A 17,973-nucleotide genomic window follows, 5' to 3' on the forward strand; every position below is an offset into this window, starting at 1 on the left:
ACAAGCCAGTCTACCCTAGGTTAGGGAGAACTGTATGTTTCCCATGAGGTCTACGTAAAAACTTGACCATCATGGAAGCTGCAAAACCCTTAGGCGAGCTCAGCGGTACTCAGATCGGCGTGCTTCTGCGGATCGACATAGAGGTGCTTGATGCGATCGGAGCCGGCGGTGGTGTGCGTATAGAACATCACCGGGATGACCGGGCAGTCGGCGGCGACCATTGCGTCGGCCTCCTGCATCTTGGCGATACGCTCCTTGTCATCAACGGTAGTGCGAGCCTCATTGACCTTAGCATCAAACTCGGGGTTATTGTAACCGGATTTGTTGTCGCCACCGAGAGAGTCGGAGTCGAACAGCGGGTACAGGAAGTTGTCCATGATCGGATAGTCAGCGGTCCAACCCAGACGACCAAACTGATAGCTCATGTTCGAATACTGCTCGAGCAGGGCAGACCACTCGGGGGTATCGGAAGTAACGTTAATGCCAACCTTGGCGAGGTCGCCGATAATGGACTCCATGATCTCCTTGTGGCCACCGTCCTGGTTGTAGGACAGGGTCACGTTAATGCCACGGTCGCCATTGGCGCCAGCAGGAGCAACCTTATCGAGGTACTCGTTAGCCTTGTCGACGTCGTAGGCAGCAAACTCCCAAGCGCCCTCTTTGTAGCCGGCGATTCCCGGAGGAACGATGCCGTCGGCGGGGGTTCGGGTACCCTTGAAGATGGTCTTGCAGATGGCCTCACGGTTGATAGCAAGGGAGATACCTTTGCGCAGGTCGGCGTTGTTGAACGGCTCGGCCGTGTTGTTGCAGGTCAGATAGTAGGTGGCAGGCTCGGCGCCGAGCAGCATATGCTGGCCGTCACCCATGGTGTAGCCATCCTTGGACTCGCCACGATCCTTCTTGGCGGCATCGATCTGTGCAACGGAAACGTCGCAGACATCGAGGTTGCCAGCCTGGAACTCCTTGTAAGCGGTCTCAACGTCCTTGATGATCTGGAAGTGGATGGCGTCGATCTTGGCCTTGTCGCCATAGTAATCGTCGAACTTCTTGAGGTTGATCTCCTGACCATCCTCCCACTTGCCGTCCATCTGGAAGGGACCGTTGCCGATCGGGGCGAGGTAGAACGACTTGGCATCGGACTCGGCGCACTCGGGAACCGGGGACAGAGCCGGGTGAGAGGCGACAAAGGGGAAGTCGGCGTAAGCAGAGGACAACTTAACGACGAGGGTCTTATCATCGGGGCAGGTGACACCGGTCAGCTCGGTAGCATTGCCAGCGACCAAATCGTCATAGCCCTCGACCATGGAAAGGTGATAGGAGATCTCGGAAGGACCATACTCTTTAGCGATGGCCGACTTGGTGTTGACCAGACGCTCCCAGCCGAGCTTGAAGGACTTGGAGGTGACGTCGTCGCCGTTATGGAACTTGGCCTTCTTGAGCTTGAAGGTGAACTCGGTGGCGTCGTCGTTGGCCTCGAAGGACTCGCAAGCCAGCGGGACGATCTCGCCCTTCTCGAAGTCGTACTCGGTCAGAGCGTCAAACAGCTGGTATTCGACCTGAGTGCCCTGATCTTCCTGGACGTTGTAGGGTTCGATGCAGACCGGGTTGTTGATGTAGAAGTTCAGCGTCGAACCGGAACCGGAACCGGAAGCGTCGCCACCCTTCTTGCCGCATGCGGCAAGAAAAGCCATGGAGCTCGCAGCGAGGGTGCCGCCAACAAAGGCGCGACGACCCATAACGGGCTGGTGGAACATAGAATCAGCCATGCCATCCTCCTTATGAGATAGGACAAAGAAATGTTCAGCCGGACATATGTCGAGACAATCCGATCCGAACCATCAAAACGCCGCCCGCTGCTATGGCTGGTTATGCACAACAGGACAACGTTTTGCAATACAGTAGCGCATTTTATGCACGATTTGGCGCTGATTCCGGTTAACGGTCGAGAATTTCTTTAGTTGGGCGAAGTATGTGGGGATATTTTGACTCTGTTACAAATTTGTAAACAAAAAGGGTCCCGCACTTGCGGAACCCTTTCAAGTATTATTGCTACTCGTGCTTAGTAGCCGACGATGCCCTGCGGGAAGAAGAACATACACAGGACGACACACACGGCAAAAACGACGGCCATAATTACCGTCAGGCGATCGAGGTTCTGTTCCATGACGCCCGTGGCAGAGCTGGAGTTATACAGCGAGCTAGCGATTATATCCGAAACGCCGGTGCCCTTACCGGAATGCATCAGGACGAGAATCGTCAGCGCCACGGCAGAGACAGCCCAAACGACAAACAGAAGAATCTGGAACGGACCCATAGATAAGCTCCTTAATAGAACAATTCAAACTCCAGTACTGTACCACAACCCCCGACACTCCCCCACCTGCCATTTGGGGACGAGGTGGAAATGGCAGAAATACCAAAAAAGGGGGTTGCCCGAATACGGGCAACCCCCTCTGCAAAGAAACGCTTGGAGCTTTCTCTTAGGCCTCGGTGGCGAGCACGCGACCCGTCATCTCGGCGGAAGGCTCAAGACCAGCCATGGTGAGCATGGTCGGAGCGATATCGGAAAGACGGCCGTCCTCGATACCGGTGAGCTTGGCCTTCTCATCAACGATGATGAACGGCACACGGTTGGTGGTGTGAGCCGTGAACGGATGCTTGGAACCGTCGGAAGCGATGTCAAACATGTGGTCGGCGTTGCCGTGGTCGGCGGTGATCAGCGCAAAGCCGTCCTTGGCGAGAATCGCCGGGACAACCTTGGACAGAGCATCGTCAACGGCCTCGACAGCCTTGACGGCAGCATCGAATACGCCGGTATGGCCAACCATGTCGCAGTTCGCGAAGTTCACGATGTAGAAATCAGCGCGATCCTCGTTAATAGCGGCGACGAGCTTCTCGGTAACCTCGGGAGCGCTCATCTCGGGCTGCAGATCGTAGGTAGCAACCTTGGGGGAAGCGACGAGCACGCGCTCCTCGCCCTCCTTGGGCTCCTCGATGCCGCCGTTGAGGAAGAACGTCACGTGGGCGTACTTCTCGGTCTCGGCTGTGTGCAGCTGCTTCAGGCCATTGGCGGCGATGACGTCGGCCAGGACGTTCTCGGGGAACGTCTTGGGGAAGGCGACCTCCACATCAAACGTTGGATCGTACTCGGTCATCGTCACAAAATGCGAAAGCTTGATCTGCTCGCGCTCAAAGCCGTCGAACTCCTTGTCCGTGAACACACGGGTCATCTGGCGAGCGCGGTCGGGACGGAAGTTAAAGAAGATAGCCGCGTCGCCCTCATGGATGCCCTCATTGTGGGCAGCAAAGGGCTCGACGAACTCGTCGCCGCGCGGATCCTTCTCATAGTAGGCCTTGATACCGGCAACGGGGTCGGTATCGGCATCGGACGCATTGACCATGACGTCGTAGGCGCGCTGAATGCGTTCCCAGCGGTTATCGCGGTCCATGGCCCAATAACGGCCCGAGACGGTGGCAACGCGAGCGTCGCAACCGGTCTCCTCGGAGATCTTGGCCAGGAAGGCGCAGAACTCGCTCATGTAGCCGGCACCGGACTGCGGGTCGACGTCACGGCCGTCCATGAAGGCATGGACGCGAACGGTCTTGACGCCATGCTGGGCAGCCATTTTGACCAAAGCCTCGACGTGGTTCATGTGGGAGTGAACGCCGCCAGGGCTCATAAGGCCCATAAGGTGAAGGGTCTTGCCCTCGGCCTTGACATCATCCATAGCCTTGACGAAAACCTCGTTCTTGGCGATGGATCCGTCCTGGATGGCTTTGTTGATGCGCGAAAGCTCCTGGAACACGATGCGGCCGGCACCGATGTTGAGGTGACCCACCTCGGAGTTGCCCATCTGACCGTCAGGAAGGCCCACGTCCTCGCCCGAAGCGCCGAGCGTGGTGTGGGGGTACTTCTCATACAGGCTATCGAGGAAAGGCGTCTTGGCAGCGGCGACGGCGTTCTCGCCGTCGTCCGGGGCCAGGCCGCAGCCGTCCATGATAATCAGGAGTGCAGGAAGATGACGCTGTGCCATATGCCCTACTCGCCTGCCTTAACAACCATAGAGGCAAAGTCGGCAGCCTTGAGCGAAGCGCCGCCCACGAGGGCGCCGTCGACGTCGGGCTTGGCGACGAGCTCGGCGATGTTGCCAGGCTTGGCAGAGCCACCGTAGAGAACACGGATGCCATCGGCGAGCTCCTCGCCGAACATCTCCTTAAGAGTCTCACGGATAGCGCCGCAGACCTCCTGAGCGTCCTCGGCGGTAGCGGTCTTGCCGGTACCGATGGCCCAGATGGGCTCGTAAGCGACGACGATCTGCTTGGGGCAGGTGATCTCAAGACCAGCAAGGCCAGCCTTGACCTGGTTCACGACGTGCTCGACATAGGTGCCGGCCTCGCGGACCTCGAGGGACTCGCCACAGCAGAAGACGGGAACAAGACCGGCGGCAACGAGAGCCTTGGCCTTCTTGTTCTGGTCCTCGTCGGTCTCGTGGAAGTAGTCGCGACGCTCGGAGTGACCGATGATACAGTAGGTGCAGCCAGCGGACTTGAGCATGTCGCAAGAGGACTCACCGGTGAAGGCACCCTTGGCCTCCCAGTACACATTCTGTGCACCGAGGGCGATGGGGGCAGCCTGAATGCGGTTATGAACCGTGGTGATGTCGATGGTCGGAGGGCAGACGAGTACCTCGACGCCAGCCGGAACCTCGGGCAGAGCCTGAGCCAGCTCGTCGGCGAGCTTGGCGGCCTCGGCGACGTCGTTGTTCATCTTCCAGTTGCCAGCGATAAGAAGGGTGCGATTAGGCATCGAGAAGCGCCTCCACTCCGGGCAGGGCCTTACCCTCGACGAGCTCCATGGAAGCGCCACCACCGGTGGAGATCCAGCTCATCTTGTCGGCCAGGTTGAACTTGTTGACAGCTGCGACAGAGTCGCCACCGCCGATGATCGAGGTGCAGTCGGCCTCGGCAACAGCCTCGGCGATAGCCTGGGTGCCGTGAGCGAAGTTGTCGAACTCGAAGACGCCCATGGGGCCGTTCCAGAACACGGTCTTGGCGCCCTTGACGGCCTCGGCGTAAAGCTCCTCGGTCTTGGGGCCGATGTCCATACCCTCACGATCGTCGGGGATAGCGTCGGAAGCGACGACCTCGGGGACAGCGTCCTCGCCAAAGTGATCGGCAACGCGGTTGTCGATGGGGAGCAGGATCTTGACGCCCTTCTCCTCGGCCTTCTTGAGCATCTCGCCGGCACGCTCGACCCAGTCCTCTTCCTTGAGGGACTGACCAACGGACAGGCCCTGAGCCAGGAAGAAGGTGTAGGCCATACCGCCACCGATAATCAAGGTGTCAGCGGAGTCGATGAGGTGATCGAGAACGCCGATCTTGGAGGAAACCTTGGAACCGCCGACGATAGCGACGAAAGGACGCTCGGGCTCGGCGAAGATGCCGGTCAGCGTGTCGACCTCCTTCTCGAGCAGGAAGCCGGCGACGGCAGGCAGGTAAGCGGCGGGGCCCACGACGGAACCCTGGGCGCGGTGAGCGGTGCCGAAGGCGTCGAGGACGAAGACGTCGCCATAGGAAGCGAGGATCTTGGCGATCTCAGGATCGTTCTTCTTCTCACGCTTGTCGAAACGGACGTTCTCGAGAACGAGGACCTTGCCCGGCTCGACAGCGGCGACAGCCTCAGCAGCCTTCTCGCCGTAGGTGTCGGCGACAAAGGCAACATCGAGGCCAGAGAGCTCAGCGAGCTTCTTGGCGACGGGCTCAAGGGAGAGCTCAGGCTGGAAGCCGGTGCCATCGGGACGGCCGAGGTGGCTCATGAGGATGACGCGAGCGTTGTGCTCAACGAGGTAGTTGATGGTGGGCAGGGCAGCCTTGATGCGGGTGGTGTCGCCAACGACGCCATCCTTGATAGGCACGTTAAAGTCAACGCGGACGAGAACGCGCTTGCCGTCGACATCGATGTCGCGGACGGTCTTCTTGGTAAAGGCCATGTTTGCTTCTACCTTTCGTACGTGTCTGCCTCCCATTACGGCAGACGATTTCTTATAAAAAGGGCGCGACCCTAGGGTGTAAGCCCTATAAGGCCGCGCCCTTCTTTAGACGCTCAACGAGCTATTCGCAAAAGCCAAATTAGGCAACGAACTTCTCGAAGTACTTGATGGTGCGGACCATCTGAGAGGTGTAGGAGTTCTCGTTGTCGTACCAAGAGGTGACCTGAACGAGGGTCTGGCCGTTGCCGAGGTCGGAGCACATGGTCTGAGTGGCGTCGAAGATGGAGCCGTGGGTCTCGCCGATGATGTCGGTGGAGACGATGTCGTCCTCGTTGTAACCGAAGGTCTCGGAGATGGTGGCAGCGTAGGCCTTCATAGCGGCGTTGACCTCGTCGACGGTGACCTTCTTGTCAACGACAGCGTAGAGGTTGGTGATGGAACCGGTCGGCGTCGGGACGCGCTGGGCGGCACCGATGAGCTTACCGTTGAGCTCGGGGAGGACCAGGCCGATAGCCTTGGCAGCACCGGTGGTGTTGGGGACGATGTTAACGGCGCAGGCACGGCTACGACGCTTGTTGCCCTTGCGCTGCGGGCCGTCGAGCGGCATCTGGTCGCCGGTCCAGGCGTGAATGGTGGTCATGATGCCGGACACGATGGGAGCGAAGTCGTTCAGACCCTTGGCCATCGGGGCGAGGCAGTTGGTGGTGCAGGAAGCAGCGGAGATGATGTTGTCCTCAGCGGTCAGCGTCTCGTGGTTGACGTTGTACACGATGGTGGGCAGATCATTGCCAGCCGGAGCGGAGATGACGACCTTCTTGGCGCCAGCGTTGATGTGGGCCTGGGCCTTAGCCTTGCTGGTGTAGAAGCCGGTGCACTCGAGAACGACGTCGACGTCGAGGTCGCCCCAAGGCAGGTTGTTGGCGTCGGCCTCCTTGTAGATCTTGATCTCCTTGCCGTCAACGGTGATGGAATCCTCGCCAGCAACGACCTCGTGATTACGAGCGTAGTTGCCCTGCGTGGAGTCGTACTTCAGCAGGTAAGCGAGCATATCGGGAGAGGTGAGGTCGTTGATAGCGACGATCTCGGAGCCCTCATGACCGAACATCTGACGGAAAGCCAGACGACCGATGCGACCGAAGCCGTTAATAGCAACCTTTACTGCCATTGTGTCTCCTTTCGTAAGGCCCCCGCAAGCTACAGCGCCCGCCGTTGAGGCCCACAAACTAACCACTCGCCTAATATACCTTTTTTTTGACTTGAATTTCACGAGAATGCTCGAAATTGAAAATCAAATTTGCGTTAAAACGTTTTAAAGAGTAAAACAGCAGTTCAATCCCTATATAAGCAGGTGCTTTCAACTACCTGCTCGCTTCAATGAGCTTTTCAAGCCGTAAAACACGATGGTAGAGGGCCGACTTCGACAAGGGAGGGTCAGCCATCTCCCCCAAGTCGCGCAGCGACAGATCGGGATAGCGCTCGCGCAGGTCGCAAAAGACCGCCAAGGCGTCCGGAAGCGTGTCGCGCAAACCCCGCTGTTCGAGCTCATCGATCAACGCAAGCTGATGCTGGGCGGCACCGGCACTTCTGGTCTGGTTGGCAAGCTCTGCGTTCACACGACGATTCACGTCGTTCTTTACCAGCTTAACCGCACGGGCCTCTTCAATCTCGGCAACGCTGCGCTTGGCGCCAATCAGCTGTAGCAGACGTTTAATCTCCTCGGCGCTCTTGATGTACACGGCATACGAGCCGCGACGCGCATTGACGCGGGCGTGAACTCCAATCTGCCCCAGAAGGTCGCAAAGCCCCTTTGCATACTCCTCGCCCTGAACCGCGATCTCCAAATGAAAGTCGCCGCGGGGATCGGCCACGAAACCGCCGGCGATGAGTGCACCGCGGATGTAGGCAAGCCTGCAGCAGGGACGGGCAACGATGTGGCGGGGAACACCAGCGACGAGCCCTCCCCTGCGCTCGAGAATGCCCAGCAGCACCAGAGCCTTGTCCAGGTCGGGTTGATCGGGCAGGGTAATGAGATAGTTACGGACCTTGTGCAAAACCGATTTACGAACGGTGAATTCCGTTTTGAGCTTAAGGATGCGATGCGTCAGTGTGATCATCGTGCGCGCGACGGCGCCCGTCTCGGTCGCGACCGTCAAACGATACCGCCCGGAGCCGGCCAGCGAAAGTGTACCGCTCACACGCGTCAGGGCGGCAAGCGTCGACAAATCGCAGTATTCACATTCGGGTTCGCAGCGCGCGAGTTCATCACGCACCTCGGCGGTAAACGACATGCAGGCCTATGCTTTCGTGTTGGCGCGCGACAGGTCGCGATGGGAAATGCTCACGTGATACTGGGCGCCTTCCAGATAACGTGCCGTGGCCTCGGCAATGGCAACGCTGCGGTGCTGGCCGCCCGTGCAACCGATGGCAATGGAAAGCTGCGGCTTGCCCTCCGCGATATAGCCGGGCATGACCGTATCGAGTAGCTGCGTCCAGGCCTTCCAGAACTCCTGGGTCTTGGGATGGTCCAGAACAAAGTCGGAGACTTTCTTATCGAGACCGGTCATCGTGCGCATCTCGGGATCGTAGAACGGATTGGGCAGGAAGCGGACGTCGATCATAATGTCCGCCTCGACGGGCATGCCGTGTTTAAAGCCAAACGAGAACACGTGGACGTCCATGAGCTGCTGGTCGGACAACTCGGAGAACGCCATACGCAGCTTGTTGTGCAGGGCAGAGGTGCGCAGACGGCTCGTGTCGATAATCATATCGGCTCGGTCGCGCACGCCCTGTAGCTGCAGACGTTCACGTTGAATGGCATCGGCCGTCGTCTCCCCCGGCTTGGCAATGGGATGGCGGCGGCGATTTTCGCTGTAGCGACGAATCAGCACCTCGTCAGAGGCCTCCAGGAACACGATGTCGCAGCTCATCTCGCGCTCTTCGAGCGCGGCGACCGCATCGAGCAGCTCATCGAACAAGCCCTGGCTGCGCAGGTCGCAGGTGACGGCAAGATGCCTGCCCACGCCCGTATTGATGCCGACGAGCTCGGCAAGCTGGGCGATGAGACGCGGGGGCAAGTTGTCGATGCAAAAGTAGCCCATGTCCTCGAACACATGCATGGCCTGTGTGCGGCCCGATCCGGACATCCCGGTGATGATGACGATATCGGGGATGCGCTCCGAGCGCTCCGCCGCATCCATGGCATCTCCCTTTTGCATGTGCTGCCTCCCAAAAACAAGCGCGGGACCCAGCAACCCGGATCCCGCGCGGTCAATTGCCTTTATTGAGTATACCGCCCCGAGCGGATACGAGGTCCGTCTTACGCCTCAAGCGCGGCTTTGAACCAACTCGTAATACTCGTGGGGTGCGTAATGGCGGTGCCGACGACAACGGCCCAGGCGCCTGCATCAATCGCGGCACGAGCCTCCTCGGGCGTATGCACGCGGCCCTCGCAGATGATGGGAAGGCCGGGAAACTCCTCGGTCGCCTGGCGCAGGAGCGGCAGATCGGGACCGTCGGCCATGGTGCAATCGATAGCGGCAACACCATGAGAAAGCGTGGTGGATACCAGGTCGAAACCCATATCAACCGCACGGCGAATGTCCTCGATGGTGGCACAATCCGCCATCAGGAGCACACCCTCCTCGTGTAGCGGGCGGAAGGTATCCTCGACCGACTTGCCATCGGGGCGCGGACGATCGGTGGCGTCGATCGCCACGATATCGGCACCCGCCGCAACGCAGGCGCGAGCGTGACGCAGCGTCGGCGTGATATAAACGCCCTCGTGGCCATCCTTCCACAGACCGATGACGGGAACCTCACAGCGACCCTTAATGGCGGCAATGTCGGCAAGGCCCTGGCAGCGAATGGCGGCGGCGCCGCCCAACTCGCAAGCACGAGACATTTGAGCCATGGTCTCGGGCGTACGAAGCGGCTCACCCATATATGCCTGAACGCTCACGACGAGCTTGCCCTTCAGGGATTGAATCAAAGGATCGACGGTCATGTTCGACTCAACCTTTCTCAAAACAGCCTTCTGAGGCATTACACCTCAGAAGGCGCACTTGGTGGTTATATTTACTTCAACGAAGTAAGAAGATGCTCGGCGGCACCGATGAGCGGAGCGTCGCCCTCCAGAGAACCAATGAGGATCGGCGTGTCCTGAAGCGGGTCGAGCGCCTGGCTGGCGTAGCCCTCGTGCACCGAATCCTTCCACGTCTGTGAGCGCCAATCGGGACCCTGGTGAATCACACCCCCCGAAAGCACGATGACCTCGGGATCCAGAATGTTGGCGAGCGAGCCTAAGCTGGCACCCAGAGCAAAGCCGGCATCGTGGATGACCTCGGTCGCCTTTGCGTCGCCCGCACGGCACAGGTCGTTCACATCGCGACCGACCGAAGGACGGCTGGGGTCGACACGGCCAAAGCGCTCATCGTACATACGACCAATGGAAGTGCCCGAAGCAACCGACTCAAGATGACCGGAACGTCCGCAGGCGCAGGGGATGCCGGCGGCAGCCGAGCACTCGATGTGGCCCATATGGCCGGCGGCACCATGGAAACCCTGCATCACGCGGCCGTTCTCGACATATGCGCCGCCGATGCCCGTACCGATGCCCAGGCACAAGACGGAGAACTTGCCCTTGCCGACGCCCCAGTGGGCCTCGCCCAGCGCATGAGCCTGCACATCGCCCACCACGGCAACGGGAAGACCGAGGTCCTCGCGCAGGCGCGGCCCTAACTGAACGCCGGACCAGCCGGGCATGATCTCGTTGGCATACGCGATGGCGCCCGTCTTGGGATCGACGACGCCTGCGGCACCGATACCGACACCGAGGACCTCGACATCGGGATTCGCCTCAAGAGCGGCTTTGATGGACGCCTCGATACGCTGGAAGACGGCCTCGCCGCCCTCCTGGGCCTCGGTAGGAACCTCGGCCTCAAAAATGGGATGGGGCACGCTGCCGTCAGCCGGGTACTCCATGATGGCGGTCGCAATCTTAGTTCCGCCGATATCGACAGAGCAGACGTACTTGTTCTCCATGTCGCTCTCCTTCGGAGATAAAAACAACTACAGGAAATAAGGGCAGAATTATTGCCACAGGTTGATAAAGGTTTCCCAGGTGCCCGAGGTTGGGGTGAAAGTGGTCGGGCGTTGACCTAATGGGTCACGCCCCACCACTTGAGCCCCAAGATCGGGTGCCTGGGAAAGCTTTACAGGAGACCGTTGTCCTGGAGGACCTTCCTAATCGCCTCGACGTTCTCGCCGGTCATGGCCTTCACCGGGCGCGGCATGGTCGGGCTGTCGAAGATGCCCATGAGGTTCATAGCGGTCTTAAAGGCGCCGACACCACCGGCATAACCCTGGACGCCCGAGGTAACATCCCAGATGTGCGAAATCTCGTTGAGGCGATCCTGCTCGGCCTTGACGGTAGCCCAGTCGCCGGCCTGAGCGGCCTTCCACTGACGCACGTAGCCCTCGGGCTCAACGTTAGCGAGGCCCGGGACGGAGCCATCGGCGCCGCCGAGGTAAGCACCATCGACGACGACCTCGTGACCGGTGAGGATGCTCATCGGGTGACCGTTCTTCTCGTTCTCCTGAACGAGGTAGCGGAACGAGATGTCATCACCCGAGGAATCTTTGACGCCAGCAAGGACGCCCTCGGCGCCGAGCTTGGCAAGGAGCTTCCAGGGAAGCTTGGTGTGGACGCACACGGGGATGTCGTAGGCAAAGATGGGCAGGTCGAGCTCCTCACGAAGGATGCGGAAGTGCTCCTCGACCTCGGTCATGCCCTGCAGGGCATAGAACGGGCAGGTGGCGACAAGCGCATCGGCGCCCAACTCCTGAGCGACCTTACCGTGCTCGATCATGCGCTCGGTCTCGGTGTCGATGATGCCGACCAGAACGGGAACGCGGTGGTCGACGATGCGCACCGCCTCGGCGATGATCTGACGGCGACGCTCGTCGGTGGAGAAGACGACCTCGCCCGAGGAGCCCAGGAAGAACAGGCCATCGACGCCGGCATCGATCATGCGGTTGATGCTGCGCTCAAAGGAGGCGACATCGAGCTGGTGGTCTTCGGTATCGGGAACAACGACGGGAGGGATAACGCCGGTGAATTTCTGAGTTGCCACAAGAATCTCCTTAGCTGTCTGGCGGGCGGCCCTATGCCGCCCACTCTTGTTGGCAGTGTCCAGGCCGTCTAGGCCAAAGAACACGGATAAAACGTTTGGTTAAAGAAGTCGACGACTTCGTTTTCGAACGCATTGATACGCTCGTGAGCGTATTTGGCATAGATGATATGCCTTCGGTCACACTCAAGACCGTTGAATACGGCAAACTGGCCCTTGGGATCGCTCATGGCATCCATAAGCGATGTGCCCATGAGCACCGAGCCGCGCACACGAGACGACAGCACCTCGAGGCCGCCGGGCAGCGGATTGGCAACCGCCGTGCAGACAAGGCCACACGTATCCAAGGCGGAGACCGCCAAAGCGACACCGCCACCAAGGCCCTCGCCGCACGCAAAGATGCGGCCTGGGTCGATGCCGTCAAAATCGCGAGCCACCTTCGCCATCGCGCAACCCCAACGGACGCGCTCGACAAAAGAGGGCGAAGCAATCCCCCGCTGCAGGTCGTCCGCACCGGCAACATCGTCATCCAGCGCGAGGGCGGCATACCCCATGGCGGCAAATCTCGTCATGTGATGCCAGCCGCGCACAGGCCGATCGATGTCGTGGAACATCAGGCACAGCGGCACGCGCTCAGATACTCGGGCACGACCAGCAGGCTCAATCAAACGAGCGTGGACCGCATCGTCACCGAGCTCAAAGGAAACCTCGGAGTAGCGCGCGCACGGATTGGCAAAATCAATCGCCGTAATAGCCAGGCCTTGAATCTCAAGATTCGAAGCGCATGTCTCTAAATCAGAAACATCTGCTTGGACATCACCGTGCCAGTCCCGATATTCTGCGAGCCTTGACGAAACCGTTCCAGGAATTCCCACGAGCCCGGGGACCATCAGCTCGTCAACATTGCTCTCGCACTTAGACATGAGCCTCCCCTCCCTCACAGAAAAACGGAATGATCAGATCGTCAAAATCCTGAATCTCCTCGTGGCCAAAGCCCTCAAAGAACTCATGACGCTTGTCGCAGGACAGGTTGTTGTACACCGCAAACTGCGTTGCCGGCGGACAGACGATATCGGCCGTGCCCGTGCCAAACAGCACGGGGCACTTGACCATGGGGGCGAAATTCTTGGAATCGAAGTACGCCAGCTTGGCATAGGCCTCCTCGATACGAGTCGAGTCCTCGTCAAACCAACGCGACCAATAGCGCAGACCCTCATAGGCAATATCGTCGGCGTCCAGATCCCAAACCAGGCGAAAGTCCGATAAGAAGGGATAGAGGATGGCCGCGCGGTCAACCAAATCGCTATTGAGCGCGCAGGTCGCAATACCCAAACCGCCGCCCTGCGATGCGCCGTTCACATACACGCGGGTAAGATCGATGCCCTCGAGCTCGCGAACGATACGGCACAGAATGCGAATATCCTGATGTAGGCGGACATAGTAGAGGTTGGCCGGGTCGCCGTCGATACCGGCGACGATATGGCCCGCGACCGTCGTGCCCTCAAATCCACCGACGTCCTCGGAGGGGCCTCCTTGGCCAGGACAATCGAGCGCGATGAGCGCCATGCCCATACCCACAAACGACGCCTGCTCAAACCAGCTGCGGCTCGCACCCGGATATCCATGGAACTGAAGCACCAGCGGCATGGGCTCCTCCGAGACCGGCTTGAGGTACTTGGCATGCAGGTGTGCACCACACATGCCGGTATACCAGAGGTCGAAAAACCGACAGGTCGCGGAATCCGCAACCGGAGCCGCCTCAATCGCGTAGTCGAGCTCGATGGCGTCGGCCTCGGCCATGCGGTCCTTCCAAAAGAGATCGAAATCCGATGGACGGGGCATAGTGCCTCGGTATTCACCAAATTGCCGTTGTAGCTCCTGAGCACTTGGCATGGCTCGTGAACCCAACCTTTCGAAATCGCAACGGAGGTGCGCCCGGCAAGGAACCGGGCGCACGGGAGGGAAAGCGAGGCTACTCGCCGAGCTTGGGATGCAGCAGCGACGGCGCAGCGCCGAGCAGCATCTTGGTGTAGGGGTCCTGAGGGTGCTGGAAGACCTGCTTGGCCTCGCCCTGCTCGACGATCTTGCCGCCATTCATAACGATGATGTCGTCAGAGATATAGCGGACCGTCTGGATGTCATGGCTGATGAACACCATGGCCAGGCCGAGCTCCTTCTTAAGGTCGGTCAGCAGGTTCAGAATCTGCGCGCGGACCGAAACGTCCAGAGCCGAGGTGGGCTCGTCGGCGATGATGGCATCGGGGTTCAGCGACAGGGCACGGGCGATTGCGACGCGCTGGCGCTGGCCGCCCGAAAGCTGACCGGGAAGAACCTCGGCGGCGGAGCTGGGCAGACCGGTGAGCTCCAAGAGCTCCTTGACGCGCTTCTCCTGCTCGGCCTCGGTACCCAGGTTGTGGACGCGCATGGGGTCGAGCAGTTGCTCGCGAACGACCATGCGGGGGTTGAGCGCCGTGGCCGGATTCTGGAACACGACCGAGATGACGCGGCCCATGTGGCGACGGTCCTCGGCGGTACGTTTGGTAACGTCCTTGCCCTTAAAGTAGACCTTGCCGCTCGTGGGGGCCTGCAGGCCGCACATGACGTTGGCGGTGGTGGACTTGCCGCAACCGGACTCGCCGACGATGCCGATCGTCTGGCCGGGCATGAGCTTAATCGTTACACCCTGGACGGCGTGAACCAGGTTAGGGTGGAGAATCGAACCGGTACGGGTCCTAAAGGTGACGTGGACGTCATCAAGGAAGATGATCGGCTCGACGCCGTTGACTGCGGTCTCGCTCATCTACATCACCTCCGCGTGAGGGGTCAAACCATTTGCCTTGAGCACCTCGTCGGGGAGCTCGGAATAGAAGTGCTCGGTGCCGGGCACGCGCTTGAAGACCGGACGGGTGTCCAAGCCAATGCGAGGATGGCTCGAGCGGGGCGCGAAACGATCGCCCTTGGGGAAATCGCGCGGGCTCGGAACGGCGCCGGGCACCTGGTGCAGGCGGCCCGAACCGCTCTCGATGGACAGGACGGAACCCAGAAGGCCGCGGGTGTACTCGTGAATCGGGTTGGTGAGCAGCTCTTTGGTAGGCGCCTGCTCGATAACCTGGCCGGCGTACATAACCGTGATGTTATGAGCGACCTCGGCGACCAGTGCCAGGTCGTGCGAAACGAAAATCATGGCAAAGCCGAGCTTGGCCTGAAGGTCGTTAAGCAGCTTGATGACCTGCTTCTGGACGGTAACGTCCAGAGCGGTCGTGGGCTCGTCGCAGATGACCAGCTTGGGGTCGCGGGTAAGGGCCATAGCGATCAGGACGCGCTGACGCTGACCACCGGAAAGCTCGTGCGGATAGCTCTCGAGCGTACGCTTGGGGTCGAGGCCCACGAGCTCCAGGAGTTCCTCGGCGCTACGGGTGCCGCCACGCTTGGTGAGCTGCTTCATCTGGGCGGAAATGAGCATGGAGGGGTTGAGCGAGGACAGGGCGTCCTGATAGACCATGGCGATATCGGTACCGCGCAGGCCGAACCACTCCTTCTTGCTCATCTTGAGCAGGTCGCGGCCCTCCCAGAGCACCTCACCGGAAAGATGCTCGTCATCGTCGGTCAGACCCATGATGGCCAGCGTGGTGATGGACTTACCGCAGCCGGACTCACCGACCAGGCCCATGGTCTGGCCAGGACGGACATCAAAGTTGACATGATCGACGACGTTGATGTCACCGTGGTGCTCAAACTGGATGCAGAAATCGCGGACCGAAAGGATCGGTTCAACGGACTCATCGGGCACATGGCGGTCGTTACGCTTGAGTTCGACATCACGCAGAGCGCCAAGACGGGCGGACAGGGACTGAGCCTGCTCCTTGTAGGCGCGAACGGGGTCGGAGACCAGCAGGTCGGCCTCGCGGCGCTTGGAGGAGTCGGTCGGATCCAGGGCGGCGGAGGGAGCGGCGGCCATGGCGTCGGTAATGCCCTCGGACAGAATGTTGAGCGCCAGGCAGGTGATCATGATGGCCAGGCCCGGGAACAGTGCCTGCCACCAACGGCCGGCAAGCACGCCGCCGCGAGCGTCGGCGAGGATGTTGCCCCAGGTAGCGGTAGGCTCCTGAATACCAGCACCGATGAAGGTCAGCGAGGCCTCGAAGATGATGGCGTCGGCAACCAGGGTAACGGTGAAGACCATGATCGGGGCGATGCAGTTACGCAGGACGTGCCTGATCAAAATCCACGGAGCCTTGGCACCGGACACGATGACCGCGCGGACATAGTCCTCGCCGTACTCGGACACGATGTTGGCGCGCACGATACGGGCAATCTGCGGAGTATACATAAAGCCGATGGCGAAGATGATCGACGGCACGGAGTTGCCCAGGATGGAGACGAAGACGGCCGCGAGGGCGATGCCCGGGATGGACATGATGATGTCCAGGATACGCATGATCGTCTCGGAGACCGCCTTGCGCGAAACTGCCGCGAGGGCGCCCACGACCGAGCCGCAGACCAGAGCCATGGCGGTGGCGCCAAAGCCGATAATCAGCGAGTAACGACCACCGTAGAGCATACGCGACAGAATGTCGCGACCCTTATCGTCGGTACCGAAGATAAATCCGTTGCCGGGAGCCTGGCGAGCCGTGAAGATCTCGACCGGGCTATAGGGGGCAAGAAGGGGCGCCAGAATCGCGGTCAGGGCGACCAGCACCAGCACGACGGCGGCAATCTTAGAAGACAGTGTCATCTTCTTCCAGCCACCGAGCTTGAGCCCCTTGGAGGCAGCCTTTTCGAGCTGCTCGGTTTGCTTCTCTCGAATCTTTACCATAATCTACACCGTCCTGATGCGCGGGTTGATGAGCAGGTAGAGCATGTCAACCACGATGTTGATGATGATGAAGGCAAGAGCAACGACGATGACGACGCCCTGAACCAGGTTCGCCTCGTTGCCCTGAACGCCCTGCAGGATCGCAGTACCCATGCCGGGGAGGTTGAAGATGACCTCGATGACGACAGCACCGCCCATAAGGTAACCGATCTTAAGACCGAGGGTGGTAACCGGGGTGATCAGCGCGTTACGCAAAACGTTAATGCCGACGACGACCTTCTCGGGAACGCCGGCGCCACGGGCCATGCGGACGTAATCCTTGTCGAGCTCCTCGACCATGGCGGTACGCACGATACGGGTCATCTGGCCCGTCAGCGGGAAGGCGAGAGCAATGGCGGGCATGATCATGCGCCCCATATAACCAGCCGGGTTGGTAGTGAAGTGAGGAAGGGCACCAGACGCCGGGAGCACCTTAAGGTAGGAAGAGAACAGCAGAATCAACAGAACGGCAAGCCAGAACGACGGGGTTGCCAAGCCGGCGATGGAAAAGACGCGGATCACTTGGTCCGGCCATTTATCGCGATATAGCGCCGCGATGACACCGAGCAAAAACGAGACAACCGCGCCGATGGCAAGACCGATGAAGGTCAGCTGCATCGTGACGGGCAGGGCCGTGGAGATGCGCTTGGCAACGGAGTTGCGGGCAGCACCATAAGTGCCCATGTCACCGTGGATCAGATCGCCCATGTAACGCACATAGCGCACGGGCCAGGGGTCGTCCAGACCATACTTCTCATGGTACTCGGCAACCGCCTCGGGCGAGGCACCGTCACCCAACGCCGTATAGGCGGGGTCGGTCTTGGAGAACGACATAAGGAAGAACACCAATACGGTGACGCCCAATGCCATGATTGGCAGTGCCACGAGGCGCCTTCCAATCAAACGTAGAAAGCTATTCACGTTCTCTCCCCTTTCTTTTGTCGGTAGGACCAACTGGTATATGAGTATAGATACTCATTACAAGACCCGGGCGACATCG

At 59.9% G+C, this 17,973-nt stretch carries 16 protein-coding genes; all 16 read right to left on the reverse strand.

Annotated elements, in window-relative coordinates:
• Positions 1-89: 89 nt before the first annotated feature.
• On the reverse strand, positions 90-1,766 hold the full coding sequence (locus GT495_RS00560; protein ID WP_192924387.1) for an ABC transporter substrate-binding protein: 1,677 nt from the start codon (positions 1,764-1,766) through the stop codon (positions 90-92).
• Between the two features lie 293 nt (positions 1,767-2,059).
• Positions 2,060-2,314, reverse strand: coding sequence for a preprotein translocase subunit SecG (gene secG / locus GT495_RS00565; RefSeq protein ID WP_152078829.1), 255 nt, complete (start codon positions 2,312-2,314; stop codon positions 2,060-2,062).
• Between the two features lie 166 nt (positions 2,315-2,480).
• Positions 2,481-4,034 (reverse strand): 2,3-bisphosphoglycerate-independent phosphoglycerate mutase, encoded by a 1,554-nt coding sequence (gene gpmI / locus GT495_RS00570; protein ID WP_152074883.1) that lies wholly within the window; start codon positions 4,032-4,034, stop codon positions 2,481-2,483.
• A 5-nt stretch (positions 4,035-4,039) separates the two neighbouring features.
• Complete coding sequence (gene tpiA / locus GT495_RS00575; RefSeq protein ID WP_161161156.1) at positions 4,040-4,807, reverse strand: triose-phosphate isomerase; 768 nt, start codon at positions 4,805-4,807, stop codon at positions 4,040-4,042.
• Entirely contained in the window at positions 4,800-5,990 is a 1,191-nt protein-coding gene (pgk, locus tag GT495_RS00580) for a phosphoglycerate kinase (RefSeq protein ID WP_152078831.1), read from the reverse strand. Before pgk ends, tpiA begins: the two co-directional genes overlap by 8 nt.
• Positions 5,991-6,129: 139 nt before the next feature.
• Positions 6,130-7,155: a type I glyceraldehyde-3-phosphate dehydrogenase gene (gene gap, locus GT495_RS00585; protein ID WP_152074885.1), complete on the reverse strand. Its 1,026-nt coding sequence runs from the start codon at positions 7,153-7,155 to the stop codon at positions 6,130-6,132.
• 193 nt (positions 7,156-7,348) lie between these two features.
• Positions 7,349-8,278 carry a DNA-binding protein WhiA gene (whiA, locus tag GT495_RS00590; RefSeq protein WP_161161157.1) on the reverse strand — a complete coding sequence of 310 codons (930 nt, stop codon included), beginning with the start codon at positions 8,276-8,278 and terminating at the stop codon, positions 7,349-7,351.
• A 6-nt stretch (positions 8,279-8,284) separates the two neighbouring features.
• Positions 8,285-9,205, reverse strand: a complete 921-nt coding sequence (gene rapZ / locus GT495_RS00595) for an RNase adapter RapZ (protein WP_161161158.1) — start codon at positions 9,203-9,205, stop codon at positions 8,285-8,287.
• 101 nt (positions 9,206-9,306) lie between these two features.
• Positions 9,307-9,993, reverse strand: coding sequence for an N-acetylmannosamine-6-phosphate 2-epimerase (locus GT495_RS00600; protein WP_006236154.1), 687 nt, complete (start codon positions 9,991-9,993; stop codon positions 9,307-9,309).
• A 71-nt stretch (positions 9,994-10,064) separates the two neighbouring features.
• Positions 10,065-11,030 carry an ROK family protein gene (locus GT495_RS00605; protein ID WP_161161159.1) on the reverse strand — a complete coding sequence of 322 codons (966 nt, stop codon included), beginning with the start codon at positions 11,028-11,030 and terminating at the stop codon, positions 10,065-10,067.
• Positions 11,031-11,200: 170 nt separating this feature from the next.
• Positions 11,201-12,121 (reverse strand): dihydrodipicolinate synthase family protein, encoded by a 921-nt coding sequence (locus GT495_RS00610; protein ID WP_161161160.1) that lies wholly within the window; start codon positions 12,119-12,121, stop codon positions 11,201-11,203.
• Between the two features lie 68 nt (positions 12,122-12,189).
• Positions 12,190-13,041, reverse strand: coding sequence for an acetylxylan esterase (locus GT495_RS00615; RefSeq protein WP_161161161.1), 852 nt, complete (start codon positions 13,039-13,041; stop codon positions 12,190-12,192).
• Entirely contained in the window at positions 13,034-14,011 is a 978-nt protein-coding gene (locus GT495_RS00620; protein WP_161161162.1) for an alpha/beta fold hydrolase, read from the reverse strand. The genes GT495_RS00615 and GT495_RS00620 overlap by 8 nt, the downstream gene beginning before the upstream one ends.
• 79 nt (positions 14,012-14,090) lie before the next feature.
• Positions 14,091-14,918, reverse strand: a complete 828-nt coding sequence (locus GT495_RS00625) for an ABC transporter ATP-binding protein (RefSeq protein ID WP_006236159.1) — start codon at positions 14,916-14,918, stop codon at positions 14,091-14,093.
• Positions 14,919-16,934 (reverse strand): dipeptide/oligopeptide/nickel ABC transporter permease/ATP-binding protein, encoded by a 2,016-nt coding sequence (locus GT495_RS00630; protein WP_152074891.1) that lies wholly within the window; start codon positions 16,932-16,934, stop codon positions 14,919-14,921.
• Between the two features lie 3 nt (positions 16,935-16,937).
• Positions 16,938-17,894 (reverse strand): ABC transporter permease, encoded by a 957-nt coding sequence (locus GT495_RS00635; RefSeq protein ID WP_152074892.1) that lies wholly within the window; start codon positions 17,892-17,894, stop codon positions 16,938-16,940.
• Between the last annotated feature and the right edge of the window lie 79 nt (positions 17,895-17,973).

Origin of the sequence: Collinsella sp. BIOML-A6 (genome assembly GCF_009875845.1) — a bacterium.
In the GTDB taxonomy this organism is placed as follows: Bacteria; Actinomycetota; Coriobacteriia; order Coriobacteriales; family Coriobacteriaceae; genus Collinsella; species Collinsella aerofaciens_H.